Source organism: Sphingomonas lycopersici (assembly GCF_026130605.1).
Lineage (GTDB): Bacteria > Pseudomonadota > Alphaproteobacteria > Sphingomonadales > Sphingomonadaceae > Sphingomonas > Sphingomonas lycopersici.
The window spans coordinates 1-26,721 of record NZ_JANFAU010000022.1 but is presented as its reverse complement, the minus strand read 5'-3'; the positions used below and the strand labels follow the sequence as shown (position 1 = coordinate 26,721).

Below are 26,721 nucleotides of genomic sequence, written 5' to 3'. Positions count from 1 at the left end.
TTATGGGCGCGCGAACAAAAGGAACCGCGCGCGCTCTTGACGCTGCTCGGCGGTGCCCGGCACCCTCACGCTTGATTATAGGGGTAATCCGCCACCGAAGATGGCGCCCCCCGATAACGACGAACATTTCGCGGAAGGCCGGCAGGGAAGCGGCCTTCGATCCGGGAAACCGGCAGGGACATAAGGGGGGATATATGACATTCGGACGGACGCTGGGCCAATTCAGGGCCGGATTCGCCGCCTTTTCGAGCCTCACCGCGCTGGCCATCGCCGGCACGGCGGCGGCGCAGACCGCACCCCCCGATGAAGCCGCCTCGGATGTCGTCGTCACCGGCTCGCGCATCATCCGCGACGGTTTCCAGGCGCCGACCCCGCTGACGGTGATGACGCTGGAGGATATCCAGAATTCCTCGCCGTCGAACAATGTCGCCGATTTCGTCAACCAATTGCCGTCGCTCGCCGGATCGACCCGCCCGGCCAATTCGCGGCTCAACCTGAGCAGCGGCCAGGCCGGGATCAACGCGCTCAACCTGCGCAATCTGGGCGAGATGCGCACGCTGGTGCTGCTCGACGGGCGCCGCTCGGTCGCGTCGACGATCAACGGGCTGGTCGACGTCAACACGATCCCGCAATCCCTGATCGAGCGGGTCGATGTCGTCACCGGCGGCGCCTCCGCGGCCTATGGCTCGGACGCGGTCGCGGGCGTGGTCAATTTCGTCCTCAACAAGAAGTTCCAGGGGCTCAAGGTCGCGGCGGATTCGGGCATCACCGGGCACGGCGACGGCGGCAATTATTCGATCAATGTCACCGGCGGCACCTCCTTCGCCGGCGGGCGCGGGCATATCATCCTCAACGGAGAGGTCGCGCATGCCGACGGCATCTTCAACGTCGATCGCGACTGGAACGCGACCGGCTATGTCCGCATCCAGGACCCCAATTGGACCACGAACAGCACCACCCCGCGCTATCTGATCCGCACCCAGGTCGGCGCGGCCAATTCGACCCCCGGGGGGCTGATCACCGGATCGAGCGGCGGCGTCGCCAACCGCCTGCGCGGGATCTATTTCGGCCAAGGCGGGTCGGTGAACCATTATCAATATGGCGCGCTGACCTTCCCCTCGCCGGGCGGATCGTCACCGCCGACGCTGACGCAGGGCGGCGACTGGCAGGTCAACGATTCGGGCCGCCGCATCGGCCTTGCCCCGCGTGACAATCGCTGGGGCGTGTTCGGGCGGCTGAGCTATGAGATCGCGCCGCGCGTCGAATTGTTCTTCGAAGGATCGTACAACCGGCAGGAAGTCTATTTCAACGCCGGCCCCAACCTGTCGACCGGGATCACGCTGCAGGCGAACAACGCCTTTCTGATCAACGCGCTCGGCGCCAGCCAATTGGCCGGCATCAACACCGTGACGCTGGCGACCACCGCCGCCGACCTGCCGTTCCGCGCGGTCGACAACAAGCGCGAGGTGCAGCGCTACGTGATCGGGGCGGAGGGCGAGTTCGAGGCGTTCGGGCGCAAGGCGCATTGGGACGTCTACGGCCAGTACGGCCGCGCCGATCTGCGCGAGCAATTGCGCAACATCATGAACATCGGCCGGATGAACAATGCCACCAACGCGGTCTTCGCGCAGGCGGGCAACCCCGGCGGCTATGCTCCCGGCACGATCGTCTGCTCGGTCAACGTCGACACCAATCCGGCCAATGACGATCGCGCCTGCGTGCCGCTCAACCGGCTCGGCATCGGGGTCGCCAATCCGGCGGCGATCTCCTACGTCCTCGGCAATCCCTATCGCGACGAGGTGATCGAGGAGAAGGTGGCGGGCGCCAACCTCGCGCTGGCGCCGTTCGCGACCTGGGCCGGCGACGTCAGCGTGTCGATCGGCGGCGAATATCGCGAGGAAAGCATCCGCGGCTCCGTCCCGACACAATATCAGCCGATCGTCAGCACCACCGGGACGACCAATCTGTGGTCGGTGGGCAATTATCTGCCCACCACCGGCAAATATAACGTCAAGGAAGCCTATCTCGAGACGGTCGTGCCGCTCGGGCTGGGGCTCGAATTCAACGGCGCGGTGCGCGCGACCGATTATTCGACCTCGGGCTATGTAACCACCTGGAAGGCGGGCGCGACCTGGCAACCGATCCCCGACATCCGGCTGCGCGTGACGCGATCGCGCGATATCCGCGCGCCCAACCTCTCCGAGCTCTATTCGGCCGGCACCGCGAACACCGATGCGGTCAACAATCCCTTCTACGACAAGAACGATTCATCGAAGGGGCCGGCGCGCTATTCCTATTCGGCGACCGTCGTCGGCAACCTCAACCTCAAGCCCGAAAAGGCCGATACGTTGAATATCGGCGCGGTCTTCTCGCCGCGCTTCGTGCCGGGCTTCAGCATCTCGGTCGATTATTTCCGCATCAAGATGAAGGATGCGATCGGGACGCTCAGCGCGCAGGAGATCATCAATCGCTGCTTCGACGGGCGGCAGGAATATTGCGCCGCTTATTCGGTCGCGCCACCGCCGCTGTCGCAGCCGGGCACGCCCTATCTGCTGTTCCGCGCGCAGCCGTTCAATTTCACCAGCCAGCTGGTGCGCGGGATCGATATAGACGCTTCTTATCGCGTGCCGATCGGCAAGGGCGACAGCTTCACGCTGCGCGGGATCGCGACGCGCTATATCGACAATATCATCGATCAGGGGATCCCCGGCACCGTGCCGCTCAACAGCGTCGGGGTGAACGGCACCCAGACCGGCACGCCGAAATGGATCTACCGCGTCAACGCGACCTATGACGCCTCGCTGTTCTCGATCACCGCGGTCGGGCGTGGGGTAAGCGCGGGACGCTACGATATCGGCGGGATCGAGTGCCAGGCCAATTGCCCGCTCTCGACCACGCAATTCCCCACCTATGACAACAATCGCGTCAAGGGGACGTTCTACGTCGATCTCAACCTGACCGCGAAGATCGCGATCCGGGAACCGGGCGACGGCGAAGTGTTCTTCAACATCACCAACCTGTTCGATGCCGGGCCGATGCTCCTCCCCGAAACCGGGCTGGCCGCCAATTCAACCTATAGCGACCTGCTCGGGCGCACCTTCCGCGTCGGCTTCCGCGTGCGGACCCGGTGAAGCGCGGTTCGACCGGGATCCTTCCCGGTCGGCGGTGACCAAAAGTTCGCCCTGCGCGCCGGACCATGTGGCGCGCAGGGCGACGAAGAAACAGGGTTTCCGCTTAGAATTTGAACCCGGCGCTGACCCGGAAGTACCGCCCCATGATCGCGTCGTAATAGCGGGACTGCCCGTAGTCCCCCAGAGAATAGGGGAATGGCACCGACCGATTCATGACGTTATTGACCATGAACCGGATATTGAACTGCTTATTGATGTCATAGCCGATCGAGGTGTTGAACAAGAAATAGCTCTTCAGCACAGGATATTGGTAGTTCGTATCCGGCAGGTTCACGTTGATGTGGGCGGGGCCATAATAAATGGTCTGCCACATGAAATTGAAGCCGCCATTGTCGTAATTCAAATTGGCGGTGAAGTTATCCCGAGGCTCCTGGATGCTCCCGACGGTATATTGGATATCACCGCTGCCGATCCGATAATAATGCTGAAGCGTATGAAGATAATTGACGGCGAGCGAGACGGTGCCTGCAGACTCCGACGCCCCCAGACGTGAAAGCGGCAGGTTGTAGTTGAACGCCACCTGGACGCCCTCGAACCGCTCGATACCGATATTATAGTATCCGGTGAAGAAGTTGGTGACCTGTCCGGCCGAATTACGGGTAAAGCTCGCGCAATAGGGATTGTTGGGATAATTTGACGAATCGTAGCAAGCGTTCATCACGTCGGTGAGCGAGAGCTGGGCGATCTCGTTCTTGACGTCGATATGCACATAGTCGGCCGACAATTGCAGGCCGGGGATGAACGTCGGCTGGAAGATACCGCCCGCCGTCCAGCTATTGGCGATTTCGTTCTGCAGGTTCTTGTTGCCGCCGCTCGCGCCGGGCGCCGTATAGTCGACGACGTTGGAAACGAAATTGGCGGGCAGGCCAGCGGCCGAGCAATTGGCCGCACGACGCGACGGGTCCGGGCCGCCGGTGATGTAGCGGGAATCGCACGGATCGTTGGCGGTATTGTAAACCTGGCCGACCGGCGCGAACAATTCGGTGATCGCCGGCGCCCGGAACGAACGGGTATAATTGCCGCGCAAAGTCAGGCCACGGACCGGCGCATATTTGCCGCCCCCGGTATAAGCCCAGAAACCGCCGGTCATGCTGTTCTTGACGTAGCGCCCGGCCCCCTGGAATTCGAGGCTGTGGACGAACGGCACATCCATGTCGGCCGACACGACCGGGATGTTCAACTCCCCGAAGACTTCGTTGGTGTGATACGAGCCGGCAACCGGGGTGATCGGGATCGAATTGCCGTATTGCGTGTAGGTACCGTCGCCATTCGCCTCGCCACGATAGAAAGCGCCCGGCCGGAAATTGGTCGATTCGTAGCGATGCTCATAACCGAGCACGAACTTCACCTCGCCCGCCGGCAACTTGGCGATCGAGCCCTTGATATCTGCCACTGCATCGAACTGGATGTTGCGCTGCTTCGGATTGGCGATCGCGGTGATATAGTCGAGCGCCGCGCGGCTCGCCTGCCCGTTGCCGAAGACGTTGAGCGGCGCGCAGGTCGAACTGACGGTCTGGATCGTGGCGTTGGTATAGCCGGGCGCGCAGACGATATTCCCGCTGCCGTCGGTCACCGCATTGAGCGCGTTGAAGAAGTTCTGGGTAACGACCTCACGCGTGGTGGTCGACGTGTCCGAGCGGCCGTAAATCGCTTTGGCTTCCCAGGTGAACTTGCGATCGCCGACGTTGAAATCGCCGTCGAACCCGCCCACGACCCGATAAAGATCGGTCTTGGTCCGGAAGCTGCCCGTCGACAGATCGGTATTGGCGCGCGCGAGCAGGAAGCTGCTCGTATCCATCCCGTTTGCGGCGAGGTTGTTGATGATCGTCTGACGATCCGCCGCGCTGAGGAACGGGTTGGCCGTGCTCATTATGAGATTGCCGTTGGTTTCGCCCGCCGCGCCGAACAAGGCGGTGTTGTAGAACGGCTGGGCGCGAAGGTTGGTCGCGATCACGCGGCCATACCAGGCCTCGCCCGAGAAGCGGATGCGATCGCTGAAATCGTAGTGGAACAGCGCCGTCGCCGAGAAGCGGCTGCTGTCGGTCAGGAAATTATCGTAATCGCGGATGCGGAAACCGTCTCCGCCTGCCTGGAGAAGCGCGTTCGCGGTCTGCTGGCCCGGGTTGAACGGCGTCAGGCGGCCGCTCGGGCTGAAGATCAGCGGGCGGCCCTGCGCGTCGGTAATCGCCGCAGCGGCGGCACCGCCGTAGATCGGCACGTCATCGGCGAACATCGGCATGCCGGTGTTGGTGAACACCTCATAGCGCTGCCCGCCGTAATAGAGCTGCTGGCGATAGGCCGAGCCCTTTGGCGCGGTGGTGAAGAAGGGGCCGTCGGCGCTGGTGTAGAAGCGATTGGAGGTCGGAATGCCGTTCTGCTTGTCGTATTGGACGCTCAGCGTGATGTTGCCGCGCCCTTCCGAGAAATTCTTACCCGCCAGCAGCGAAAGGTTATAGTTTCCGCCGTCGCCCTTCTGCGAGATGCCATTCTGCGCGTTGAACGCCAGCCCCTCGAAATTCTTCTTGAGGATGACGTTGACGGTGCCGGCGATCGCGTCCGAGCCGTAGATCGGCGCACCGCCGACGGAAACCGTTTCGATGCGGTCGACGAGATTGACCGGCAGCGCGGCGAAGTCGACCGGGCTGCCCGCGACGACGCCGAAAATCGACGACGTCGCCGAGGTGACGAAGCGGTTGCCGTTGACCAGCGTGAGGGTCCGCTGGGACCCGAGATTGTACATATTGACGAAGGTCTGCCCCGCGCCGAACGATCCCTGACTGCCGACCGGGCTGTTGCTGGGCGTGCTGAAAACGGGGAGTTCCTGCAGCGCGGTGCCGAGATTGGTGTAGCCGCGCTTGGAAATTTCCGATGCGGTGATCGCCTCGGTCGGCTGCGCGGCGATCGGCGAGCGCGAAATACGCGATGCGGTGACGATAACGTCGTCCGGCGACGGCGCGTTGTCGGCGAGCTGCGATGCGTCCGACTGAGCATTTTGCGTGGTCTGCGCAACGGCGGTGCTTGCCGCAACCATGCTTCCCGCCGCAATTCCCGCCAGCAGGAGGTGGCGCGCGGCGACGCTGCGCTCGAAAGATACGAACCCCATAACACGGTCCCCTTTTTTCTGCTGCGCGATGCTATGAGAGTCGAAGAAGCGCATGGTCAATCAAGTGCCGCAGGGGACGGATGATTTCGTCGCGCGACTGTGGTGTTTTCGCAACTAATTCAGGAGAATAGCGGCGTAGGCCGCCGCTACACCGCCCTCATCCACAGTTCACGCCACGCGCGCTTGCTTGAAGCCGAGCGCGACTTCGCCCGTATCCATCGGGCGGACCAGCATGATGAACGCGCTCCATTGATGATGCTCGAACCGCGCCTTGCGATCTTGCTCGGCGATGCGGTGAATGTCGCGGCGGAGATCTTCGAACAGGGCGTGGACCCGCGCGCGCGCCGCCTCGGTCAGCTTGACGACATCGGAAACATAACGCGCGTCGGGAGCGCTGAAGTCCATCGACAGGTAAAGCTGCTTGATATTGTTCTCGAACGCCGCCGCGAGCGGCCCGCCGCGGCGCCAGCGCACCGCGCGCGCGGTCAAGGCGCGCGCCCGGCCGCTCGCGCTGACGTCGACCAGCCCGAGCCGGACGAGCCGCGCCAGATGCGCCTCAACGCGCGCCGCGGGCAGGCCGAATTCGCGCATGAAATCCTCCTTCTGCCACCCGTTGAGGATCGAGAAGAACAGAAAGGCGAGCGCGCGATCGGCGGCGAGGATCCGTTCCTGCCGCAGCGTGAACTGCGCGGCGAGTTCCGCCTCGGCCGCCCCGATCAGATCGCGAATGTCGATCCCGGCAATGCCGCATAGCTGATCGAGCCGATCGAGCGTCAGCCCCTGCCCGTTGAGCCAGCGCCGCGCAGTCGCCTCCCCGACCCCGGCGCGTTTGGCCAACGCCGCGGCGCCGATCCGCTGGCGGCGCAACGCGATCCGCAATTGTTCGAGCAGCGCGACCGCGCCGGGGCGGCGCCGAGCAGATGCAGATTGGTTATCGATCATCTGGTGAGCGCTTTCCTATCATTTGACGATCGATCTCCGAATATCATCATTGCCGTTGCCGATGAAGCGGCCCAGTTACGCCTCAGCCAGAACGACGGAGAGGATGACCGTGGCAACGACCAAAGACTATCGGCTCGGCGAATTCACCTTCCCGCGCGGCTGGTTCATGGCCGCCACCACCGCGGAAATATCGCGCGCGCCGCGCGCGTTGCGCCTGCTCGGGCGGGATCTGGTCGCCTATCGCGGCGAATCCGGGCGCGCGATCGTGCTCGACGCTTATTGCCCGCACATGGGCGCGCATCTCGCCGCCGAGCAGAGTTCGGGCGAGGGCGCGCGGCGCGTCGAGGGCGATTCGATCCGCTGCCCCTATCATGCGTGGCGCTTCGGCCCCGACGGCCGCTGCAATCACGTGCCTTATTTCGACGGCCCGATCCCCGCCGCGGCCAAATTGCGCGCCTTTCCGGTCGAGGAACGCTATGGCTGCGTCTTCATCTGGCACGACCCGGAGGAAGGCGCGCCCGATTATGCGCTGCCCGATCTTCCCGAATGGGACGATCCGCATTGGGTGCAATGCGATTATGACGATCTCGGCACGATCGACGTCCATCCGCAGGAGGTGGTCGACAATATCGCCGACACCCGCCATTTCGGCCCGATCCACGGGATGAAGCTCGCTTATTTCGACGATACGTTCGACGGCGTCGTCGCGCGCCAGCGCTCGGGCGGCGGGCATGAGACGATGACCAGCGCCGACGGGCTGCTCGAAAGCGATGCGGTCTATACCGGCCCCGGCATCCTCGTCGCGCGCTTCGGCGGCGAGACCGATGCGGTGCAGATCATCCTCCACACCCCGATCGAGGACGGGCGCACGCACATCTGGCACGGGATCATCACCCGCGGCCAGGCCACCCCGCCGTCCGAGGCGGATCGCGCGATGCACGCGGCCTATCACGCGACCGGGCTGGCCGCCTTCTCGCAGGATTTCGCGATCTGGCGCACCAAGGCGCCCGCGATTGACATCCTGCGGCTGCCGACCGACGGGCCGTTCCACCGCGCACGCGCCTGGTATCGGCAATTCTACAATCCGCGCGCCGAGGCCGCGGTGTATCAGCAACGCGCCAACGGCTTTTATCCGACCAAGGGGATGCCGGCGCATATCACCGACGAAGCGGCGGAATGAGCGGACGCCGCCAGCGCCACGGCCCTATCGGGTCGCGGACGGCCGCTCCTGCGTCATCCTGTAATAGAAGCGGCTGAAATAGGAGGGGTCAGCGAAGCCGAGTTGCTCCGCGACCCCGGCGACCGTGTGGTTGCCGTAGATCAGCAGGCGCCGCGCCTCGAGCACCAGCCGGCGGTGGATATAATGCATCGGCGCGCAGCCGAAATGCGCGCGGACGAAGCGCGTCAGGCTCCGCTCGGTCATGCCCAGGCTGGCGGCATAGAAAGCGATCGTGCGATGATCGCGGAAATGATCGTCGACGAGCGTCCGGAAGCGCCGCGCGCGATCGTCGTTCCCGCTCAACGGCAGCGCCGAATCGCGGACCGCACGGGTCAGTTGCACCAATAGCAGGCCGACGAGCCACCCCGCGGCGGTGATCCGCCCCAGGTCGTGCCCCGAGCATTCCCGATAGAGTTCGCCGACCAAAGGACCGAAGCGTTCGGCCTGCGCGCGCGTCAGGCATTGCGCAACCGGGCGATCCGCGACGATCGCCAACCCCGATTGCCCCGCCGCGAGCAATGCGCGCAGATCGGTCGAAAAGGTGATGACCACGCCGTCGACGTCCTCGTCGAATAAGAAGCCGTGGATCGTCCCGGCGGGGACATGGATCACCACCGGGGCGTCGAACGACCTTTTCACCCCTTCGAAGGTGACCGCCACCGCGCCGGCCGCGATCACCAGCAGCTGATCGAGCGTATCGTGGCGGTGCGCACCGATCTCCCACCCGGTCAGGCGGCTGCGGCTCTCGATCGTTTCGATATGGACGAAGCCGGGGTCGGCGAAGCTCCCGCCCTCACCGTAAAGCTGGAAATGCGGCACGTCGGCGATCGTCATGTCTGGATAGTACCAGATATTTGACCGCTCCGTTACTGGAACCGCCGCCCGGCGCGTCGGATAAGTTCCTTGCGATAGCATCGTGCGCCAAATCGCTCTGCCCTCAACCCCGGCGAAGGCCCGGGTGGATCATGATTCCAGGCGCGATGCTCTAAAAGGAGAGGCTGGATGCGTGCCACCACCAAGGTTGCGATCATCGGCGCCGGCCCGGCCGGGCTATTGCTCGGTCATCTGCTGCGCGCCGAAGGGATCGATTGCCTGATCCTCGAACGCCAGACCCGCGCGCATGTCGAAAGCCGTATCCGTGCCGGGGTGCTCGAGACGGTGACCACCGATCTGCTCCACCGGCTCGGGATCGATGCGGGCCTCAACGCCCACGGGCTGAAGGAGGAAGGCTTCAACCTCGCCGACGGCGATCGCATCATCCGCATCGACCTCGCGCGGCTGATCGGGCGCCACGTCACGGTCTACGGCCAGACCGAGGTGACCCGCGACCTGATCGAGGCGGCGCCGGCGCGCGGGCTCGATATCGTGTTCGAGGCCAAGGATGTCGCGCTGCACGATATCGGCGCGTCACGCGCCCGCGTCACCTTCGGCAAAGACGGACGCGATCATTGCGTCGAGGCCGATTTCATCGCTGGCTGCGACGGCTTCCACGGCGTCGCGCGCCGGGCCATCCCGGCCGTGGTGCAGCGCGACTATGTGCATGAATATCCGTTCGGCTGGCTCGGCATCCTCGCCGACGTGCCGCCGTGCCACCCCGAGCTGATCTACGCCCGCACCCCTGCCGGCTTTGCGCTGGCCTCGATGCGATCGCCGACGCGCAGCCGTTATTATATCCAGGTCCCGCGGGACGAGCGCGTCGAGAACTGGCCCGAGGCGCGGCTATGGGATGAACTCGCCCGCCGCTTCGACCCCTTGTCCGCCCACGGCGTGACGCGCGGGCCGGCGCTGGAAATGTCGATCGCCCCGCTACGCTCCTTCGTCTCCGAGCCGATGGGCCACGGCCGGTTGTTCCTCGCCGGGGACGCCGCGCATATCGTCCCGCCGACCGGCGCCAAGGGGCTCAACCTGGCGGCGTCCGACGTCGCCTATCTCTCCGACGCGCTGATCGGCTATTATCGGCGCAGCGACGAAACCGGTTTGCAGAACTACGCCGCCAAAGCGGTGGCGCGGGTGTGGAAGGCGGAGCGGTTCAGCTGGTATCTGACCAAGCTGATGCACCATTTCCCCGAGGACGGCGCGTTCGCCCACCACATGCAAAGCAGTGAGCTTGATTATGTGGCGCAATCCGAGGCGATGCAGACCGCGATCGCGGAGAATTACGTCGGCCTGCCGCTCTGAGCGCACGGGGTCGCGGATGGCGTAAAATTCTCATTTGCGAATTTTTCATCTATACGAATCAAGCCGCGGCTTCTAATCCCCTCGCCAAACAGCGCCGACGCGCGTTTCGTGAGAGGACCGCTAATGACCGTTCCCGTCATCCACCCGGCCTGGTCTCGCGCGCCGCTGTCGATGACCGACGGTTACTCGCTCGAAATGACGGCGAAGGATCGCGCCGCGCTGGCCGAAGCGGCGCCGCTGATCGCGCCCGAGACCCCGGTGGCGATCACCTTCCTCCCCGGAGAGGCGATCGACGCGCGGATCGACGCCGCGCGCGACGTCCGCGCGCTCGGGTTCGAGCCGATGCCGCACCTTTCGGCGCGACGGATCGCGAGCCACGACGAGCTGGAACAGATCGTCCGCCGCACCGTCGCGGAGGCAGGCGCGAAACGCATGTTCCTCGTCGCGGGCGACCCGCCAATTCCCGCCGGCCCTTTCGCCGATACGATGGCGCTGCTCGCGACCGGGCTGTTCGAGGCGAACGGCATCACCGCGATCGGCATCGCCGGCCACCCCGAAGGCCATCCCGCGATGGACGAAGCGCAATGCTGGGCGGTGCTGGAGGAGAAACGCGCCGAGATCACGCAGCGCGGCATGGCGACGCTGATCGTCACCCAATTCGGCTTCGACGCCGATCCGTTCATTCGCTGGCTGGAGCAGCTGCGCGCGCGCGGGATCGATTGCCCGGTGCGGATCGGCGTCCCCGGGCCGGCCGGGATCAAGACCTTGCTGCGCTTCGCCGCGCATTGCGGGGTCGGTGCGTCGGCGGCGGTGATGACCAAATACGGCGTATCGCTGACCAAATTGCTCGGCACCGCCGGCCCCGACAAATTGGTCGATCGGCTCGCGGCGCGGCTGACCCCGGCGCACGGGCCGGTGCGGCTTCATTTCTACCCCTTCGGCGGCCTCGCCCGCACCGTCGAATGGATCAACGCTTACGAGGCGCGTCTATGACCGACAGCTATATCCTTCGCCTGTCCTGCGACGACCGGCCCGGCCTGGTGGCGCGGGTCGCCGGCTTCCTGGCCGAACAGGGCGGCAATATCACCGATGCGCAGCAATTCGACGACCGGCTCACCGGCCGCTTCTTCATGCGCGTCGTGTTCGAGCTGGAACGCGCCGACGCCGCCGACGCGCTGCGCGCCGCATTCGCCCCGATCGCGGGCGAGATGGGCGCCGAATGGACGCTGCGCGCGCCGGGCGAGCGGCTCAAGGTGCTGATGCTGGTCTCCAAATTCGATCATTGCCTCGGCGACCTGCTCTACCGCCAGCGTATCGGCGAAATGCCGATGGACGTGGTGGGGATCGTCTCCAACCACCCGCGCAGCGCGCTCAACATCTCGCTGATCGGCGACCTGCCCTTCCACCATCTGCCGATCACGCGCGACACCAAGCCGCAGCAGGAAGCGCAGATCCGCGCTTTGGTCGAAGAGACCGGCGCCGATCTGGTCGTGCTGGCGCGCTACATGCAGATCTTGTCGGACGAGATGGCGGCGTTCCTGTCGGGCCGGTGCATCAACATCCACCACAGCTTCCTGCCCGGCTTCAAGGGCGCCAAGCCCTATCATCAGGCCTATGACCGCGGGGTGAAGATGATCGGCGCGACCGCGCATTACGTCACCGCCGATCTCGACGAAGGCCCGATCATCGCGCAGGATGTCGAGCCGATCAGCCACGCCGACACGCCCGACGATCTGGTGCGCAAGGGCCGCGACATCGAGCGCCGCGTGCTCGCGGCGGCGGTGCGGTGGCATCTGCAGGATCGCGTGCTGCTCAACGGCCACCGCACGATCGTCTTCCGCTGACCGGCATGACACCGATCGACGGACGCGCGATGGCGCGCGCGCTGACCGACCGTATCGCCGCCGACGTCGCCGCGCTGGTCGGCGACGGAATCCGCCCCGGGCTGGCGGTGGTGCTGATCGGCAATCACGCGCCGAGCGAGGTCTATGTCGCGCGCAAGATCGCCGAGGCGGCGCGCGCCGGCATCGCCTCGTTCGAACATCGCCTGCCCGCCGATACCGACGAGGCCGCGCTGCTCGCGCTGATCGCCCGGCTCAATGCCGATCGCGCGGTCCATGGCATCCTCGTGCAATTGCCGCTGCCGCCGCAGATCGACGCCGCGCGCGTGCTCGATGCGATCGCGCCGGCGAAGGACGTCGACGGCTTCCACCCGGTCAATGTCGGGCGCCTCTCCACCGGCACCGGCGGGCTCGTCCCCTGCACCCCGCTCGGCTGCATGATGCTGCTCGACAGCGTGATCGACGATTATCGCGGCTTGAACGCGGTGGTGATCGGCAAGTCGAATATCGTCGGCAAGCCGGTCGCGATGCTGTTGCTCGAACGCGAATGCACGGTGACCGTCACGCATATCGCGACGCGCGGGCTGCCCGAGATCGTCCGCGCGGCGGATATCGTCGTGGCGGCGGCGGGCGCGCCGCGGCTGGTGCGCGGCGATTGGGTCAAGCCCGGCGCGGTGGTGATCGATGTCGGCATCACCCGCGTGACCGATACCGCGGGCAAGGCGCGGCTGGTCGGCGACACCGCGTTCGACGAGCTCGGCCACGCGCGCGCCGCGACCCCGGTGCCCGGCGGGGTGGGGCCGATGACGATCGCCTGTCTGCTCGCCAATACCGTGCGCGCGGCGGAGGCGGCGTGCCGTGGCTGACGCGCGCACCGTCACCGAGGTGCGCGTCGACGCGCTCACGCTTGACGCCGACATCGGGGTGCATGCGCATGAAATCGGCGCGCGGCAGCCGCTGGTGGTGAGTGTCGCGCTCACGCTGGGGGCGCCGCGCGTCGCGACGCTCGGGGAAACGGTCGATTATCGCCATATCGTCGCCGAGGCGACCGACCTCGCCGCGCGGCATGTGCCGCTGATCGAAAGCTTCGCGCAGATGCTCGCCGAACGCTGCCTCGCGCTCGGTGCGGTCACCAGGGCCGAGGTGACAGTCGCGAAGCCGCGCGCGCTCGCCGCCGCGCTGGCCAGCGTCCGCGTCGTCGCGCAATGACCGCGCCGCGCCCCCACCTCTCGCTCGTCGCGGCCGTCGAAAGTCCCGCGCACGCGCATCGCCTGCGCCGCTTCGCCTTCCGCGAGCCGCTCCCGCTCGGCGCGCAGCAGGCACTCGTCCGGCTGCATCTCGATCTCCAGCGCCAGTTGCGCGGCCTGGTGCGCTGCGCCGCGGGGTTCGACCCCGCGACCGGGGAATGGGTCGATCATAGCGTGTGGATCGCCGGCCACGCGCCGCCCGGCGAGAACGTCTCGGCCGAAACGAGCAAGGCGACGATGCGGCGGCTGCGCCACCGCGTCTGACGCAAACCGTCACCCGCCCAAGCCCGACCGAATACGCGCATCCGCGCCGCTGGACAGTGCCTCGATTGTATGCCAATGATACATATATCAGATCGCACGGAGGAGAGGTCATGAGCGAGAAGCAGGTCGTTACGTTTCGGGTCGAGGACCGCATCGCCTGGGTGAATTTCGCGCGCCCGGAAAAACGCAACGCGATGAGCCCCACACTCAACCGCCGCATGATGGAGGTGCTCGACGAGCTCGAATATCGTGACGACGTGGGCGTGCTGGTGCTGGGCGGCGAAGGCGCGGCCTGGTCGGCCGGCATGGATCTCAAGGAATATTTCCGCGAGACCGAGGCGCAGGGGCTGCGCGGCGTGCGCAAGTCGCAGCGCGAGAGCTATGGCTGGTTCCGCCGGCTGCGCTGGTATCAGAAGCCGACGATCGCCATGGTCAACGGCTGGTGCTTCGGCGGCGGCTTCGGTCCCTTGTTCTCCTGCGATCTGGCGATCTGCGCCGACGAAGCGAAATTCGGCCTGTCGGAAATCAATTGGGGCATCCTCCCCGGCGGCGGGGTGACCAAGGTGGTGGTCGACCTGCTGCCGATGCGCGACGCGATGTGGCTGACATTGACGGGCGAGCTGATCGACGGCCAGCAGGCGGCGGCGATGCGTCTCGTCAACGAGAGCGTGCCGCTCGAACGGCTCGAAGCGCGCGTGCGCGAGGTCGCGGCGATCCTGCTCCAGAAGAATCCGGTCGCGCTCAAATTCGCCAAGGATGCGGTGCGCCGCGTCGGCGCGATGACCTATGACGAAGCCGAGGATTATCTCGTGCGGATGCAGGAAGCGGCCAATTTCCACGACCCGTCGGAGGGCCGCAAGGAAGGCATCCGCCAGTTCATCGACGAAAAGAGCTACAAGCCCGGTCTCGGCGCCTACGACCAGTCGAAGGTCAGCGCCTGATTGCAGCCCCCGCGTGCCGTCATGCCGATCAGATCCGGCATGACGGCCTATGCTTATCAGGGCGAACGGATCATTTTTTACCCAGCGATCGCCACGATCACCACCGCGGATGCGGCGGCGATCGCGATCCCGGCGAGCATCTCCATATGAAAGGCGCGCCGGCACGACGCGCAGTGGCACGGCAGCGAGCCGCCCCCCGAAACATTGTCGTACCAGCAACTGCGCGCGCGATCGCAACGGCAAGCCGGGGCCGCGGGCGCGCCGCTTTCCGGCTGCCGCGTCATAGCGAGATCAGCGCGTCGAGCGCGATCGCGCCCTCGCCCTCGCCCTTAGGATAGACCACCACCGGGTTCAGATCGACTTCGCGGATCGCCGGATTGGCGTCGAGGACCGCGCCGAGCGCCGCGACGATTCGCGCCACCGCCGCAATGTCCGCCACCGGTGCGCCGCGAAACCCGTCGAGCAGCGGGGCAAGCTTCAGCCGGCGGATTTCCGCCGCGATCGCTTCCTCGGACAGCCCGGTCGGCACCAGCCGCGCGTCGTGCAGCAATTCCGCCACCACCCCGCCCGAACCGATCAGGATCACCGGTCCCCAGGCGGGATCGTTCCGCCCGCCGACGATCAATTCCACCCCGCGCGGCGCCATCGGTTCGACCAACACGCCTTCCAGCACCACATCGGGCCGCGCCGCGCCGACCTGCGCAAGCAGCCGATCCCAGCCGGCCGCGACCGCCGCGGCATCGGCCAGCCCGACGATCACCCCGCCGGCGTCGCTCTTGTGCGGCAACGCGGCGGCCTGCGCCTTGAGCACCACCGGATAACCCAGCCGCTCGGCCGCGGCGACCGCGCTGTCCTTGTCATGCGCCAGCGTGAAGGTCGGGAAGGCGATGCCGCGCGCGCCGAGCAATTGCTTGGCGCGATATTCGGGAATCGTCGCGCCGGCGGCGGGCAGATCGTCGAACGGCGCAGTCGTTTGCGCCTGTCCCGCCCGCGCCGCGCCCGCCGCATTGGTGAGCCGCGCCAATGCGCGCAATGCACGCTCGGCGGTGGGGAGATAGGTGACGCCCAGCGCGTGCAATGCGGCGATATCGCTCGGCTGCACCCCGCCGCCCTCGTCCACCCCGGCGACCACCACCGGCTTGACCCCGCCGCGCGCGGCAAGCGCCTCGGCCACCGCGGCGAACTTTACCGACGAGGTGCGGATATCGGTCTGGATCAGCGTGACGACGATCGTGTCGATCCGCGCATCCTCGGCGAGCGCGGCGATCACCCGACCGTACATCCCCGGATCGACGAGCCCCTGCGCGGTGACGTCGAGCGGGTTGGAGACGGGCACGAATGGCGGCAAGGCCGCGCGCAACGCCGGGCTGTCGGCGTCGCCGAGCGGCGGCAGGTTCAGCCCCACCTCCTCGGCGAGATCGAGCATCATCGCCTTGAACGCGCCCGATTCGGCGACGACGCCCGTCGCGCCGCCGGGCAACGCCGGGCAGCGCGTGGCGATCTCCACCACGTCGCCCAATTCCTCCAGCGATTCGACCAGGATCACCCCGGCATGTTCGACATGGGTGCGCATCACGGCATGATCGCCGGCCATCGCCCCGGTATGCGTCGCCGCGCTCGCCGCGCCCGCCGCGCTGCGGCCGGGGTGGAGCAGGACGACCGGCTTGCCGGCCGACCGCGCGGCGCGCGCCGCCGCGAGGAATGCACCCGGCCGCCGGAAATGCTCGACGATCATCGCGATCACCGCGATATCGGGATCGTCGACCAGCCGCGCGACGAAATCCTCGACCCCGGTCGCCGCCTCGTTCCCGGTCGAGACATAACAGCCCAGCGGCACCTCGCGCGCGATCATCGTCGTCGCGAGCACCGCCGCCATCGCGCCGGATTGCGAGACGATGCCGACCCGCCGCGCGCCTTCCGCGCGCGCCTCGGGCATATCGATAAACGTGAGTGGCAATTTGTCGCGGAAATTGACGAGGCCGAGACAATTGGGGCCTTCGACCACCATATCGGCCGCCGCGGCGATCCGCGCGATCTCGCGCTGATCAGCGAGCCCCTGCGCGCCATCCTCCGCGAAGCCGGCGGAAAAGATCACCGCCGCGCCGACGCCGCGCTCGGCCAGCCCGCGCATCGCATCGAGCACCCCGGCGCGCGGAATCGCCAGCACCGCGGCGTCGATCCCGCGCGGCAGATCGGCGACCGAGGCGACGCACGGACGGCCGCCGATCTCGGCGCGGTTGGGATTGACGAGATGGATCGCGCCATCGAACCCGGCGTGCTCAAGATTGGCGAGCACCGACGCGCCGAGCGCCCCCGGTCGATCCGATGCACCGACGATCGCCACCGAGCGCGCACGAAGCAGCCGGTCGAGCCGATCGCGAGATGGGGAAGCATCGGATTTGCGTTCGTCGATCAGGGCGGTGCTCATCGCCGGCCTGCCTGCATCTTGCGTTCCTCTCCATCCGAATCGGCCGCATTCAACGGCTCGGGCTGCGCATATTGTATCCCTGGCAAACGTTTTGCAAGGCAATGTCGCCCACGGAATCCGCTTGCCAAGATTGTATCCGTAGCACACAATATCCGGCAAATGCCGCGTGTCTTCCGCGCGGCGGGATTTTCGAGGAGAGCGATGATGAACCGCGATTTCCGCCTGCTGATCGATGGCGAAGCCATTGCCGGCGCTTCGACCTTCGATGTGGTCAATCCTGCGACCGGGGCGGCCTTTGCACAATGCCCCAAGGCCGATGCGGCGCTGGTCGATCGCGCGGTGGCGGCGGCGAAGCGCGCTTTCCCCGGCTGGGCCGCCACCCCGATCGAGGAACGCGCAGCGCTGGTCGCCAAGATCGCCGACGCGCTGGAGGCGCGCGCGGGCGAATTCGCCAGCCTGCTCACCGCCGAGCAGGGCAAGCCGCTCGACCAGGCGATGTATGAGGTGATGGGCAGCGTCTTCACGCTGCGCGCCTTCGCCGAGATGCGGATCGAGCCGAAGACGCTGCGCGACACCGGCGGCAATGTGGTGATCGAGCACCGCACCCCGCTGGGGGTCGTCGCGGCGATCACGCCGTGGAACTTCCCGGTCATCCTGGTGATGAACAAGCTCGGCCCGGCGCTCGTCACCGGCAATACGATCGTGATCAAGCCGGCGCCGACCACCCCGCTCACCACCTTGCTGCTCGGCGAGATCTGCCGCGAGCTGCTGCCGCCGGGCGTCGTCAATGTGATCTGCGACCAGAACGATCTCGGCGCGCGGCTGACCGGCCACCCCGATGTCGCCAAGGTCGCCTTCACCGGATCGACCGCGACCGGCAAGAAGGTGATGGCCGCCGCCGCCGAGGGCGTGAAGCGCGTGACGCTCGAGCTTGGCGGCAACGACGCCGCGATCGTGCTCGACGATGTGAACCCGCGCCAGGTGGCGCAGAAGGTCTATGGCGGCGCGATGGCCAATGCCGGCCAGATCTGCGTCGCGATCAAGCGCGCCTATGTGCCCGAGGCGATGTACGACGAATTCTGCGACGAGCTTGCGCGGCTCGCCAAGGAGGCGGTGGTCGACGACGGATCGAAGCAGGGCACCACCGTCGGCCCGCTGCAGAACCGGATGCAGTTCGAGAAGGTCAAGGCGCTGCTGGAGGATGCCAAGGCGCGCGGGACGGTGCTCGCCGGCGGCGAGCCGCTGGACCGGCCCGGCTATTTCATCCCGCCGACGATCGTGCGCGATCTCGACGACGACGCCCCGCTGGTGCGCGAGGAGCAGTTCGGCCCGGTGCTGCCGGTGCTCAAATATGCCGACATCGACGATGTCATCCGCCGCGCCAACGACACCGACATGGGGCTCGGCGGCACGGTGTGGGGCAAGGATCTGACCCGCGCGACCGAGGTCGCGAAGAAGATCGATACCGGCACCGTCTGGGTGAACCAATATCTCGCGATCGACGCCAACATCCCGTTCCGCGGCGCCAAGCAATCGGGGCTGGGCGGCGAATTGGGCGAGTCCGGGCTGCACGAATATACCCAGCCGCACATCATCAACGCGGTTGCGCTCGAAGAGGCGTAAGCGCGTCCAATAGCCCCTCCCCTTCAGGGGAGGGGCTAAGTAGAAACGAAAGGCTTCCGATGACGATCGCGACCACCCACGTCGGCAGCTTGCCGCGCGGCGACCGGCTGACCCCGCTGCTGCTCGCGCGCGATCACGGCGAGCCCTATGACGCGGCCGCGTTCGACACCGAGGTTCAGGCGGCGGTCGACGATGCGGTGGCGCGGCAGGTGGCGGCGGGCGTGTCGATCGTCAGCGACGGCGAACTCGGCAAGGTCGGCTATTCGACCTATATGATCGAGCGCTTGTCGGGGTTCGGCGGGCATACCGATCGCACCCCCGCGCTCGATCTCGCGCCGCTGCCCGATCTTCGTGCCAAGCTCGCGCATATCATGGGGTCGCAGGAATTCACCCGCGCCTCGTGCATCGATACCGTGCGGCTCGTCACGCTGGCGCCGCTCCACGACGATATCCGCCGTTTCCGCAGCGCACTCGATCGCCACGGCGAGGGCACCCGCGCGTTCATGAACGCGGCATCGCCGGGGCTGATCACCGCCTTCCAGAAAAACGCTTTCTACCCCAGTCACGAAGCCTATCTCGCCGATCTCGTCGCGGCGATGCGCCCGGAATATGAGGCGATCGTCGCCGCCGGCTTCGACCTGCAGCTCGATTGCCCCGATCTCGCGATGTCGCGCCACACCGGCTATCAGGAAATGGACGAGGCGACGTTTCTGCGGACGATCGCCGCCAATGTCGAAGCGCTCAACGCCGCCACCGCCAATATCCCGCCGGAACGGATGCGGATGCACGTCTGCTGGGGCAATTACGAAGGGCCGCACGATCACGACATCGAACTCGATCGGATCATCCATATCGTGCTCGGCGCGCGCCCGGCGACAATCCTGTTCGAGGCCGCCAATCCGCGCCACGAGCATGAATGGATCGTGTGGCGCGACGCGCGCGTGCCACAGGATAAATTGCTCGCGCCGGGGCTGATCGACACCTGCTCCAACTATCTCGAACATCCCGAGCTGATCGCGCAGCGGATCGAGCGGTTCGCCGCGATCGTCGGCAAGGACCGCGTGATCGCGAGCACCGATTGCGGATTCGGCACCTTCGCTGGCTATGGCAAGATCGACCCTGCGGTCACCTGGGCCAAGCTCGCCAATCTGCGCGCCGGCGCGGATCTCGCCGACGCGCGGCTATAGCCTAGCTCTCCCCCCGCGCCGCCGCGCGCGCCTCGGCATAGCGTTCGCGCCTGAACTTCTCGAACCCGGTGCGCTGCTGGAAGCCGGGGTCTTCGGGATAGTCGCGGAAGGCGGCCAATATATCGTCGAAAACTTCGCGCAATTCGTCGCGGAACTCGGGGTGCGAGAAGATATAATAACGATTGGCGCGGATCGCCTCGATCACCCGCGCCGCGATCACATCGGGCTCCATGCCGAACTCGTGGACTTCGCGCAGCCGCTCGACGCCCGCGCTGTCGACCGGCCGGGCGCCCGCCTTCAATTCGTCGGGGCGTATCTCGTCGCTGGCGTAGATATGGCTTTTGACCAGCCCCGGGCACAAGACCGACACCCCGATGCCGTGCGGCGCCAGGCTGTAGCGCAGCGATTCGCTCAAGCCCCGCACCGCGAATTTCGCGGTATTGTAGATCCCCGGCGCCGGCCCGCACAGAAAGCTCGCCATCGACGCGGTATTGACGACATGCCCGCCCGCGCCGCGCGCCTTCATCCGCGGCACGAACGTCATCACCCCGTTGATCACCCCGTTGAGGTTGACCCCCATTACCCAGTCCCAATCGTCGTAGGACGATTCGTCGATCGTCTGGAACAGGTTGATCCCGGCATTGTTGAACAGCAGGCTGACCGGGCCGAGCCGCGCCTCCACCTCGTCCGCCGCCGCCGCAAACCCCGCGCGCGACGCGACATCCAGCGGCACGCCGATCACGTCCTGATTGTCGAGCGTCTTAAGCGCGGCAGCGATCGAATCCTCGCGGATATCGGCGATCGCAACCTTGCATCCCTCGGCGAGCAATGCCCGCGCCAGCCCCAGCCCGATGCCGTTCGCCCCACCGGTGACGAACGCGGTGCGCCCCGCCAGATCTTTCATATCGCTCTCCGATTCTGTTTTTTCGGTTGCGCATAATTGTATTCAACGCATACAATTTGCCAAGCGCAAAACATGGCGCATTAGCGAGAGGATGACGGATGGCGATCGCCCCTGCGACTGCGACCGTGGAGATCGTGGCGGATGCCCCGCCGCGCGCCGACACGCGCGACTGGCCCTCCCCCGGCGCGGCTTATTGGGCGCTCGCGGTGATCGTGCTGGCGACCTTCCTCACCTTCTTCGACCAGGTCGTGTTCGGGATGCTTGCGCAGCGCATCAAGGCCGATTTCGGGCTGACCGACGCGCAACTGGGCTTCCTTGCCGGGCCGGCGAGCATCATCTGCTATCTGTTCGTCGGTATCCCGCTGGCGCGGCTGGCGGACATCTATCCGCGTAAATATGTGCTCGCGGCGGGCGTCTCGGTGATCGGGGTGATCACCGCGCTCGGCGGGCTGGCGCAAAGCTTCGCGCAATTCGTCGGGACGCGCGTGTTCCTCGCCGCGGGCGGATCGGCACATGCGCCGTCATCCTATTCGCTGCTGGCCGATGCCTTTCCGCCGCGCACGCTGACCCGCGCCTTCGCGCTGCTGCAATTCGGCTTCATCGGCGGGACGACACTCGGCCCGATCGTCGGCGGGATGCTGATCGGGATGACCGCGCATTGGGCGCCGAGCGAAATCGGCCCGCTGCGCATCTTCGGCTGGCAATGGATCATGATCTGGACCGGGCTGCCCGGGCTGCTGATCGCGCTGCTGTTCCTGACCGTGAAGGAGCCGCCCCGGCTCGCGCCCGCGCCCGATGCGCCGCAGCCGCCGCGCGACGCATCGCTCGGCCGCCGCATCCTCACCGCCACCGGGCTCGATGCGGCGCGCGCGATCCACGCGCAGCGCCGAGTCTATTATCCGTTGTTCGCCGGGCTGGCGCTGAGCGCGATCGAGACGTTCGGGCTGCAATTCTGGCGCGTGCCGTTCATGATCCGCAGCTACGGGTGGGACGAGGCACAGATCGGCGCGGTGATGGGGGGGATGATCCTTGTCGCCTCGCTCGCCGGGCTGGCGCTGGGCGGCGCGTTCGTCGAGTGGCTGGCAAAGCGCCATAAGGACGCCAATGTCCGCGCCGCGGCGATCCTGTTCGGCTGCGTTACCTGCTGCGCGATCGCGGCGCCGCTGATGCCCAACGGCCATGCCTCGCTTGCGGTGATGAGCCTTGGCGCGATGTTCGGCATCGCCGGCGCGGTGCCGCAAAATGCCGCGATCCAGCGCGTCGCGCCCAATGCGATGCGCGGGCAGGTGACGGCGATCTATCTGTTCATGTTCACCTTCTTCGGCGCGATGGGCAGCTTCGTCGTCGGGCTGGTGCAGGATTTCGTGATCGGGGTGGAAAAGGATCTGTGGAAGGCTTTGGTCTTCACCGCCGCCGTGCTGCTGCCGCTCGCCACCTTGTGCATGGTGCGCGCGATCCGCCCCTACCGCGAGGAAGTCGAGCGGCTCGAAGCGCTCGGCCGTTGACTCCGCCGCGAGGTCAGCGCAAATTGTACGTAAAGCATACAATCAGGAGAGTGAAGATGGCCGATGTCGCCCCCCGTGTCGCCGCGCTGGAACAGGCCGTTGCGGATCTGTCCCGCCGCCTCGCCCGGCGTGAAGATGAGCTCGATATCCGCAAGCTCCAGCACCTTTACGGCTATCTCATCGACAAATGCCTTTATCGCGAGACGGTCGACCTGTTCACCGACGATGGCGAAGTGCGCTTCTTCGGCGGGGTGTGGAAGGGCAAGGAAGGCATTCGCCGGCTCTATGTCGAGCGCTTCCAGAAGCGCTTCACCCACGGCACCAACGGTCCGATCGACGGCTTCCTGCTCGATCACCCGCAGCTGCAGGACATCATCACCGTCGCCCCGGGCGGCGAGATCGCGCATGGCCGCGCGCGCTCGATGATGCAGGCCGGGCGGCACAAGGATTATGCCGATCCCGCCAATCCGATGCTCGGCGCGCGCCAATGGTGGGAAGGCGGCATCTACGAGAACACCTATCGCAAGGTCGACGGCGTGTGGCGCATCGCCGTGCTCAATTATATGCCGCAATGGCATGCCGATTTCGACGCGGGCTGGGCCAATACGCCGCCCGAATATGTCCCCTTCCCGCGCCAGACCTTCCCCGAGGACCCGACCGGGCCGGACGAACTGATCGCCGATCACTGGCTGTGGCCGACGCATAAATTGGTGCCCTTCCACCTGAAGCATCCGGTCACCGGCGAGGAGATCGTCGCCGAACGCTGGGAGGGCGATGTCGCCCGCGAAAAAGCGAAGGCCGCGCAGTGAGCTACCCCGACCTTCACCTCGTCATCGGCGGGGAGCGGATCGCTGGCGGCGGACGGCGCACGAGCGCGGTGGTCAATCCCGCGACGGGCGAGCCGATCGCCGACCTGCCGATCGCCGACCCGGCCGATCTGGACCGCGCGCTCGATACCGCCGCGCGCGGCTTCCGGTCGTGGCGCGAGTCGACCCCGCAGCAGCGCGCCGCCGTCCTCAACGGCGCGGCGCGGCTGTTGCGCGAGCGGGCCGACGATCTCGCCCGCGTCGCGACGCTCGAACAAGGCAAGACGCTCGCCGAAGCGAAGGTCGAGGTGGCGATGAACGCCGCCTTGTTCGAATTCTATGCCGGCGAAGCCTTTCGCCTCTACGGGCGGACGTTGGTCCGCCCCGCCGGACAGCGTTCGACCGTCAGCCACGAGCCGGTCGGCCCGGTCGCCGCCTTCGCGCCGTGGAATTTCCCGCTCGGCAATCCGGGGCGCAAGCTCGGCGCGCCGATCGCGGCGGGCTGTTCGGTGATATTGAAGGCGGCGGAAGAAACCCCGGCCTCCGCGCTCGGCGTGCTGCAATGCCTGCTCGACGCGGGCCTTCCGCCCGATGTCGCGCAAGCGGTGTTCGGCGTGCCCGACGAGGTATCGCGCCATCTGCTCGCCTCCCCGGTAATCCGCAAATTGAGCTTCACCGGCTCCACTACCGTCGGCCGGCATCTCGCCCGGCTCGCGGCGGAGGATATGAAGCGCACCACGATGGAGCTCGGCGGCCACGGCCCGGTGCTGGTGTTCGACGATGCCGATATCGACCGCGCGCTCGATACGATGGCGGCCTCCAAATATCGCAACGCGGGGCAGGTCTGCGTCTCGCCGACGCGGTTCATCGTCCACGAGGCAGTGTTCGCGCGCTTCCGCGACGGCTTTGCCGAGCGCGCCGGGCGGATCGTCGTCGGTGACGGGCTCGATCCGGCGACCGGTATGGGGCCGATGGCCAACCCGCGCCGCCCCGAAGCGATGGAGCGATTGATCGCCGATGCCACCGCGCGCGGCGCGCGGCTGTGCACCGGAGGCGAGCGGATCGGCAACCGCGGCTACTTCTACCGGCCTACCGTTCTCGCCGACGTTCCGCTCGACGCCGCGGTGATGAACGAGGAGCCGTTTGGCCCGATCGCGCTGATCAACCCCTATCGCGACGAGGAAGCGATGATCGCCGAGGCGAACCGCCTGCCTTATGGCCTCGCCGCTTATGCCTGGACGCAGGACGCGCAGCGCCAGCGCCGCGTCTCGCGCGCGATCGAGAGCGGGATGGTCGGCATCAACACGACGATGATCGGCGGCGCGGATTCGCCGTTCGGCGGCGTCAAATGGTCCGGCCACGGCGCGGAAGATGGCCCGGAAGGCGTCGCCGCCTGCCTCGTCACCAAGGCGGTGCACGAGGGCTGAGCCTCGCGGAGACCGGCGCCTGTCGCATTGCCCCATCCCGACCCCTCCCCTGAGCGGGAGCGACCAAGAAGTTCGAGGAACCTCGCATTATGACCCACCAGCTCAACACCGGCGGCGATCGTGGCTATCGCCGCATCGCGACCGAAGAAGCCTTCGCCACCCGCCAGCAGATCGACGCCTTTCTGCGCATGGTACGCGACGGCACCGCCGACAAGGGCATGACCTCGCTCTGGGGCTTCTACGCGCAATCGCCGTCGGAGCGCGCGATGCAGATCATCGAGCGGCTGCTCGATCTGGACGAGCGGCGGATCGCCGATATGGACGCCACCGGGATCGACGTCGCGATCCTCTCGCTCACCTCGCCGGGTGTCCAGCCGCTCTTCGACGCGGACGAGGCGAAGGCGATGGTCACACGCGCCAACGACTATCTCGCCGAGCGTTGCGCGGCCCACCCCACCCGCTTCGTCGGCATGACCTCGATCGCGCCGCAGGATCCCGAATGGTCGGCAGCCGAGATCCGCCGCGGCGCGCGCGACCTCGGCTTCCGCGGGGTGATGGTCAACAGCCACACCCACGGCCATTATCTCGACGAACCGCAATTCGATCCGATCTTCCGCGCGCTCGCCGACACCGGCCAGCCGCTCTATATCCACCCCCAGACCCTGCCCGACGCGATGATCGGCGGGCTGGTGGAGGCCGGGCTCGACGGCGCGATCTTCGGCTTCGGGGTCGAAACCGGGATGCATCTGCTGCGGCTCATCACCACCGGTATCTTCGATCGCTACCCCGATCTCCAGATCGCGGTCGGCCACGGCGGCGAGGCGATTCCTTATTGGCTCTACCGCATCGATTTCATGCACAAGGCCGGGGTGCGATCGAACCGCTACGAACGGCTGAAGCCGCTCAAGAAGGATGTCGTCACCTGCCTGCGCGAGAATGTGCTCGCCACGACGAGCGGGCTGCCCTTCCCGCCCGCGATCCGGCTGATGCTCGAGGTGATGGGGGAAGATCGCGTGATGTATGCGATGGACTATCCCTATCAATATGTCCCCGACGAGGTGCGCGCGCACGATCTGCTCGACATCCCCGACGGCACCAAGCGCAAGCTGATGCAGACCAACGCCGAGCGCGTGTTCCGGCTATGACCGACGCGGCGAGGGCCAAGGCGCTGCCCGGCGCGGGCTATGCGCTGGCGCTGGTCGCCGCGACGCAATTGGTCAGCCTGCTCGATCGCAACATCCTCGCGATCCTCGCCCCCGCGATCAAACGCGATCTCCATATCGGCGACGCCGAGATGGGGTTGCTCTACGGCACGGTCTTCGCATTGTTCTACGCCTTGTTCTCGCTCCCCCTGGGGCGGCTGGCGGACGGCTGGCTGCGCACGCGCCTCTTGGCGATCACGATCTTCTTCTGGTCGGTTGCGACCGGCTTTGCGGCGTTCGCCAACGGCTTTGCGTTGCTCGCATTGAGCCGGCTCGGGGTCGGCATCGGCGAGGCCGCGTCGCAGCCCGCGGGCACCAGCCTCATCTACGATTATTTCCCGCGCCACCGGCGCGGAATGGTGATGGCGGTGCTGGCGGCGGCGATCGCGCTCGGGCTTGGCGGGTCGCTGATGATCGGCGGCGGCGCGGCGGACTGGTGGAACGGGCATCACGCCGGCGGCCGTCCGCCGCTCGGCCTCGCCGGCTGGCAGTTCGCCTTTCTCGTCGCCGCCGCGCCGGGCTTCGTCATCGCCGCGCTGATGTGGCGGCTGCACGAGCCGGTGCGCGGCGCAATCGATGGCGTCGACACGCCGCCCGATCCCGCGCCGTTCCGCGCCAGCCTCAACGTGTTCGGCGCGATCCTGCCGGGGACCAACTGGATCGCGCTCGGCCGGCGTGGGGGGGGGGCGCGCGGCGGGGGGGGGGGCTCCGAC

At 66.6% G+C, this 26,721-nt stretch carries 22 protein-coding genes; 16 read left to right on the top strand and 6 right to left on the bottom strand.

All coding sequences use genetic code 11. The annotated features are described in order from the left end of the window. Positions 1–194 precede the first annotated feature (194 nt). The gene (locus NED98_RS22555; protein WP_265314593.1) at positions 195–3,131 is read left to right on the top strand and encodes a TonB-dependent receptor plug domain-containing protein; all 2,937 of its coding nucleotides are present in this window, start codon (positions 195–197) and stop codon (positions 3,129–3,131) included. 103 nt (positions 3,132–3,234) lie between these two features. Here NED98_RS22555 and NED98_RS22550 read toward each other — a convergent pair whose 3' ends face one another. Both NED98_RS22550 and NED98_RS22545 read right to left on the bottom strand, forming a co-directional pair. Beyond that, positions 3,235–6,294 (bottom strand): TonB-dependent receptor domain-containing protein, encoded by a 3,060-nt coding sequence (locus tag NED98_RS22550; protein WP_265314592.1) that lies wholly within the window; start codon positions 6,292–6,294, stop codon positions 3,235–3,237. A gap of 168 nt (positions 6,295–6,462) precedes the next feature. Continuing rightward, complete coding sequence (locus NED98_RS22545; RefSeq protein ID WP_265314591.1) at positions 6,463–7,236, bottom strand: helix-turn-helix domain-containing protein; 774 nt, start codon at positions 7,234–7,236, stop codon at positions 6,463–6,465. A gap of 109 nt (positions 7,237–7,345) precedes the next feature. Between NED98_RS22545 and NED98_RS22540 the strand changes: the two genes are divergently transcribed. After that, the gene (locus NED98_RS22540; protein ID WP_265314590.1) at positions 7,346–8,416 is read left to right on the top strand and encodes an aromatic ring-hydroxylating dioxygenase subunit alpha; all 1,071 of its coding nucleotides are present in this window, start codon (positions 7,346–7,348) and stop codon (positions 8,414–8,416) included. A gap of 24 nt (positions 8,417–8,440) precedes the next feature. Here NED98_RS22540 and NED98_RS22535 read toward each other — a convergent pair whose 3' ends face one another. Next, on the bottom strand, positions 8,441–9,289 hold the full coding sequence (locus NED98_RS22535; protein WP_265314588.1) for a helix-turn-helix domain-containing protein: 849 nt from the start codon (positions 9,287–9,289) through the stop codon (positions 8,441–8,443). A 168-nt stretch (positions 9,290–9,457) separates the two neighbouring features. Here NED98_RS22535 and pobA point away from each other — a divergent pair, with 168 nt between their 5' ends. From pobA to NED98_RS22500, 7 genes are all read left to right on the top strand, one after another. Next, positions 9,458–10,633 carry a 4-hydroxybenzoate 3-monooxygenase gene (pobA, locus tag NED98_RS22530; protein WP_265314587.1) on the top strand — a complete coding sequence of 392 codons (1,176 nt, stop codon included), beginning with the start codon at positions 9,458–9,460 and terminating at the stop codon, positions 10,631–10,633. A gap of 123 nt (positions 10,634–10,756) precedes the next feature. After that, positions 10,757–11,626: a methylenetetrahydrofolate reductase gene (locus NED98_RS22525; RefSeq protein WP_265314586.1), complete on the top strand. Its 870-nt coding sequence runs from the start codon at positions 10,757–10,759 to the stop codon at positions 11,624–11,626. Continuing rightward, a complete protein-coding gene (gene purU / locus NED98_RS22520) occupies positions 11,623–12,477 on the top strand; it encodes a formyltetrahydrofolate deformylase (protein WP_265314584.1) in 855 nt (284 codons plus the stop codon). Before NED98_RS22525 ends, purU begins: the two co-directional genes overlap by 4 nt. Positions 12,478–12,482: 5 nt before the next feature. Then, complete coding sequence (locus tag NED98_RS22515) at positions 12,483–13,340, top strand: bifunctional 5,10-methylenetetrahydrofolate dehydrogenase/5,10-methenyltetrahydrofolate cyclohydrolase (protein WP_265314583.1); 858 nt, start codon at positions 12,483–12,485, stop codon at positions 13,338–13,340. Continuing rightward, positions 13,333–13,683: a dihydroneopterin aldolase gene (locus NED98_RS22510; RefSeq protein ID WP_265314581.1), complete on the top strand. Its 351-nt coding sequence runs from the start codon at positions 13,333–13,335 to the stop codon at positions 13,681–13,683. Before NED98_RS22515 ends, NED98_RS22510 begins: the two co-directional genes overlap by 8 nt. After that, entirely contained in the window at positions 13,680–13,985 is a 306-nt protein-coding gene (locus NED98_RS22505) for a hypothetical protein (RefSeq protein ID WP_265314579.1), read from the top strand. Before NED98_RS22510 ends, NED98_RS22505 begins: the two co-directional genes overlap by 4 nt. Before the next feature lie 110 nt (positions 13,986–14,095). Continuing rightward, entirely contained in the window at positions 14,096–14,926 is an 831-nt protein-coding gene (locus NED98_RS22500) for a p-hydroxycinnamoyl CoA hydratase/lyase (RefSeq protein ID WP_179514181.1), read from the top strand. Positions 14,927–15,003: 77 nt separating this feature from the next. Here NED98_RS22500 and NED98_RS22495 read toward each other — a convergent pair whose 3' ends face one another. Together NED98_RS22495 and NED98_RS22490 are read right to left on the bottom strand one after the other, a co-directional pair. Beyond that, positions 15,004–15,210: a hypothetical protein gene (locus NED98_RS22495; protein WP_265314577.1), complete on the bottom strand. Its 207-nt coding sequence runs from the start codon at positions 15,208–15,210 to the stop codon at positions 15,004–15,006. Continuing rightward, positions 15,207–17,354 (bottom strand): acetate--CoA ligase family protein, encoded by a 2,148-nt coding sequence (locus tag NED98_RS22490; RefSeq protein ID WP_265314576.1) that lies wholly within the window; start codon positions 17,352–17,354, stop codon positions 15,207–15,209. The genes NED98_RS22495 and NED98_RS22490 overlap by 4 nt, the downstream gene beginning before the upstream one ends. Positions 17,355–17,558: 204 nt before the next feature. On the opposite strand from NED98_RS22490, the gene NED98_RS22485 reads away from it, so the two are divergent. Together NED98_RS22485 and NED98_RS22480 are read left to right on the top strand one after the other, a co-directional pair. After that, a complete protein-coding gene (locus tag NED98_RS22485) occupies positions 17,559–18,977 on the top strand; it encodes an aldehyde dehydrogenase family protein (protein WP_265314574.1) in 1,419 nt (472 codons plus the stop codon). Between the two features lie 59 nt (positions 18,978–19,036). Then, positions 19,037–20,164 carry a cobalamin-independent methionine synthase II family protein gene (locus NED98_RS22480; protein WP_265314573.1) on the top strand — a complete coding sequence of 376 codons (1,128 nt, stop codon included), beginning with the start codon at positions 19,037–19,039 and terminating at the stop codon, positions 20,162–20,164. A 1-nt stretch (position 20,165) separates the two neighbouring features. Here the strand turns inward: NED98_RS22480 and NED98_RS22475 are convergent, their stop codons facing one another. After that, a complete protein-coding gene (locus tag NED98_RS22475; protein ID WP_265314571.1) occupies positions 20,166–21,068 on the bottom strand; it encodes an SDR family NAD(P)-dependent oxidoreductase in 903 nt (300 codons plus the stop codon). 98 nt (positions 21,069–21,166) lie between these two features. Here NED98_RS22475 and NED98_RS22470 point away from each other — a divergent pair, with 98 nt between their 5' ends. The 5 genes from NED98_RS22470 to NED98_RS22450 all read left to right on the top strand — a co-directional run. Beyond that, positions 21,167–22,573, top strand: coding sequence for an MFS transporter (locus NED98_RS22470; protein WP_265314569.1), 1,407 nt, complete (start codon positions 21,167–21,169; stop codon positions 22,571–22,573). Between the two features lie 56 nt (positions 22,574–22,629). Next, the gene (locus NED98_RS22465) at positions 22,630–23,382 is read left to right on the top strand and encodes a nuclear transport factor 2 family protein (RefSeq protein WP_265314567.1); all 753 of its coding nucleotides are present in this window, start codon (positions 22,630–22,632) and stop codon (positions 23,380–23,382) included. Further along, positions 23,379–24,806 (top strand): NAD-dependent succinate-semialdehyde dehydrogenase, encoded by a 1,428-nt coding sequence (locus tag NED98_RS22460; protein WP_265314565.1) that lies wholly within the window; start codon positions 23,379–23,381, stop codon positions 24,804–24,806. Before NED98_RS22465 ends, NED98_RS22460 begins: the two co-directional genes overlap by 4 nt. Before the next feature lie 89 nt (positions 24,807–24,895). Next, positions 24,896–25,951 carry an amidohydrolase family protein gene (locus NED98_RS22455; RefSeq protein WP_265314564.1) on the top strand — a complete coding sequence of 352 codons (1,056 nt, stop codon included), beginning with the start codon at positions 24,896–24,898 and terminating at the stop codon, positions 25,949–25,951. Further along, positions 25,948–26,721: MFS transporter (locus NED98_RS22450; protein WP_265314562.1), on the top strand; the 774-nt coding region annotated here is incomplete at its 3' end. The genes NED98_RS22455 and NED98_RS22450, both read left to right, overlap by 4 nt.

Coding starts and splice junctions, on each gene's coding strand:
- NED98_RS22555 (WP_265314593.1), top strand. CDS start 195: ATGACATTCGGACGGACGCTGGGCCAATTCAGGGCCGGATTCGCCGCC.
- NED98_RS22550 (WP_265314592.1), bottom strand. CDS start 6,294: ATGGGGTTCGTATCTTTCGAGCGCAGCGTCGCCGCGCGCCACCTCCTG.
- NED98_RS22545 (WP_265314591.1), bottom strand. CDS start 7,236: ATGATCGATAACCAATCTGCATCTGCTCGGCGCCGCCCCGGCGCGGTC.
- NED98_RS22535 (WP_265314588.1), bottom strand. CDS start 9,289: ATGACGATCGCCGACGTGCCGCATTTCCAGCTTTACGGTGAGGGCGGG.
- pobA (WP_265314587.1), top strand. CDS start 9,458: ATGCGTGCCACCACCAAGGTTGCGATCATCGGCGCCGGCCCGGCCGGG.
- NED98_RS22525 (WP_265314586.1), top strand. CDS start 10,757: ATGACCGTTCCCGTCATCCACCCGGCCTGGTCTCGCGCGCCGCTGTCG.
- purU (WP_265314584.1), top strand. CDS start 11,623: ATGACCGACAGCTATATCCTTCGCCTGTCCTGCGACGACCGGCCCGGC.
- NED98_RS22515 (WP_265314583.1), top strand. CDS start 12,483: ATGACACCGATCGACGGACGCGCGATGGCGCGCGCGCTGACCGACCGT.
- NED98_RS22505 (WP_265314579.1), top strand. CDS start 13,680: ATGACCGCGCCGCGCCCCCACCTCTCGCTCGTCGCGGCCGTCGAAAGT.
- NED98_RS22500 (WP_179514181.1), top strand. CDS start 14,096: ATGAGCGAGAAGCAGGTCGTTACGTTTCGGGTCGAGGACCGCATCGCC.
- NED98_RS22495 (WP_265314577.1), bottom strand. CDS start 15,210: ATGACGCGGCAGCCGGAAAGCGGCGCGCCCGCGGCCCCGGCTTGCCGT.
- NED98_RS22490 (WP_265314576.1), bottom strand. CDS start 17,354: ATGAGCACCGCCCTGATCGACGAACGCAAATCCGATGCTTCCCCATCT.
- NED98_RS22485 (WP_265314574.1), top strand. CDS start 17,559: ATGAACCGCGATTTCCGCCTGCTGATCGATGGCGAAGCCATTGCCGGC.
- NED98_RS22480 (WP_265314573.1), top strand. CDS start 19,037: ATGACGATCGCGACCACCCACGTCGGCAGCTTGCCGCGCGGCGACCGG.
- NED98_RS22475 (WP_265314571.1), bottom strand. CDS start 21,068: ATGAAAGATCTGGCGGGGCGCACCGCGTTCGTCACCGGTGGGGCGAAC.
- NED98_RS22470 (WP_265314569.1), top strand. CDS start 21,167: ATGGCGATCGCCCCTGCGACTGCGACCGTGGAGATCGTGGCGGATGCC.
- NED98_RS22465 (WP_265314567.1), top strand. CDS start 22,630: ATGGCCGATGTCGCCCCCCGTGTCGCCGCGCTGGAACAGGCCGTTGCG.
- NED98_RS22455 (WP_265314564.1), top strand. CDS start 24,896: ATGACCCACCAGCTCAACACCGGCGGCGATCGTGGCTATCGCCGCATC.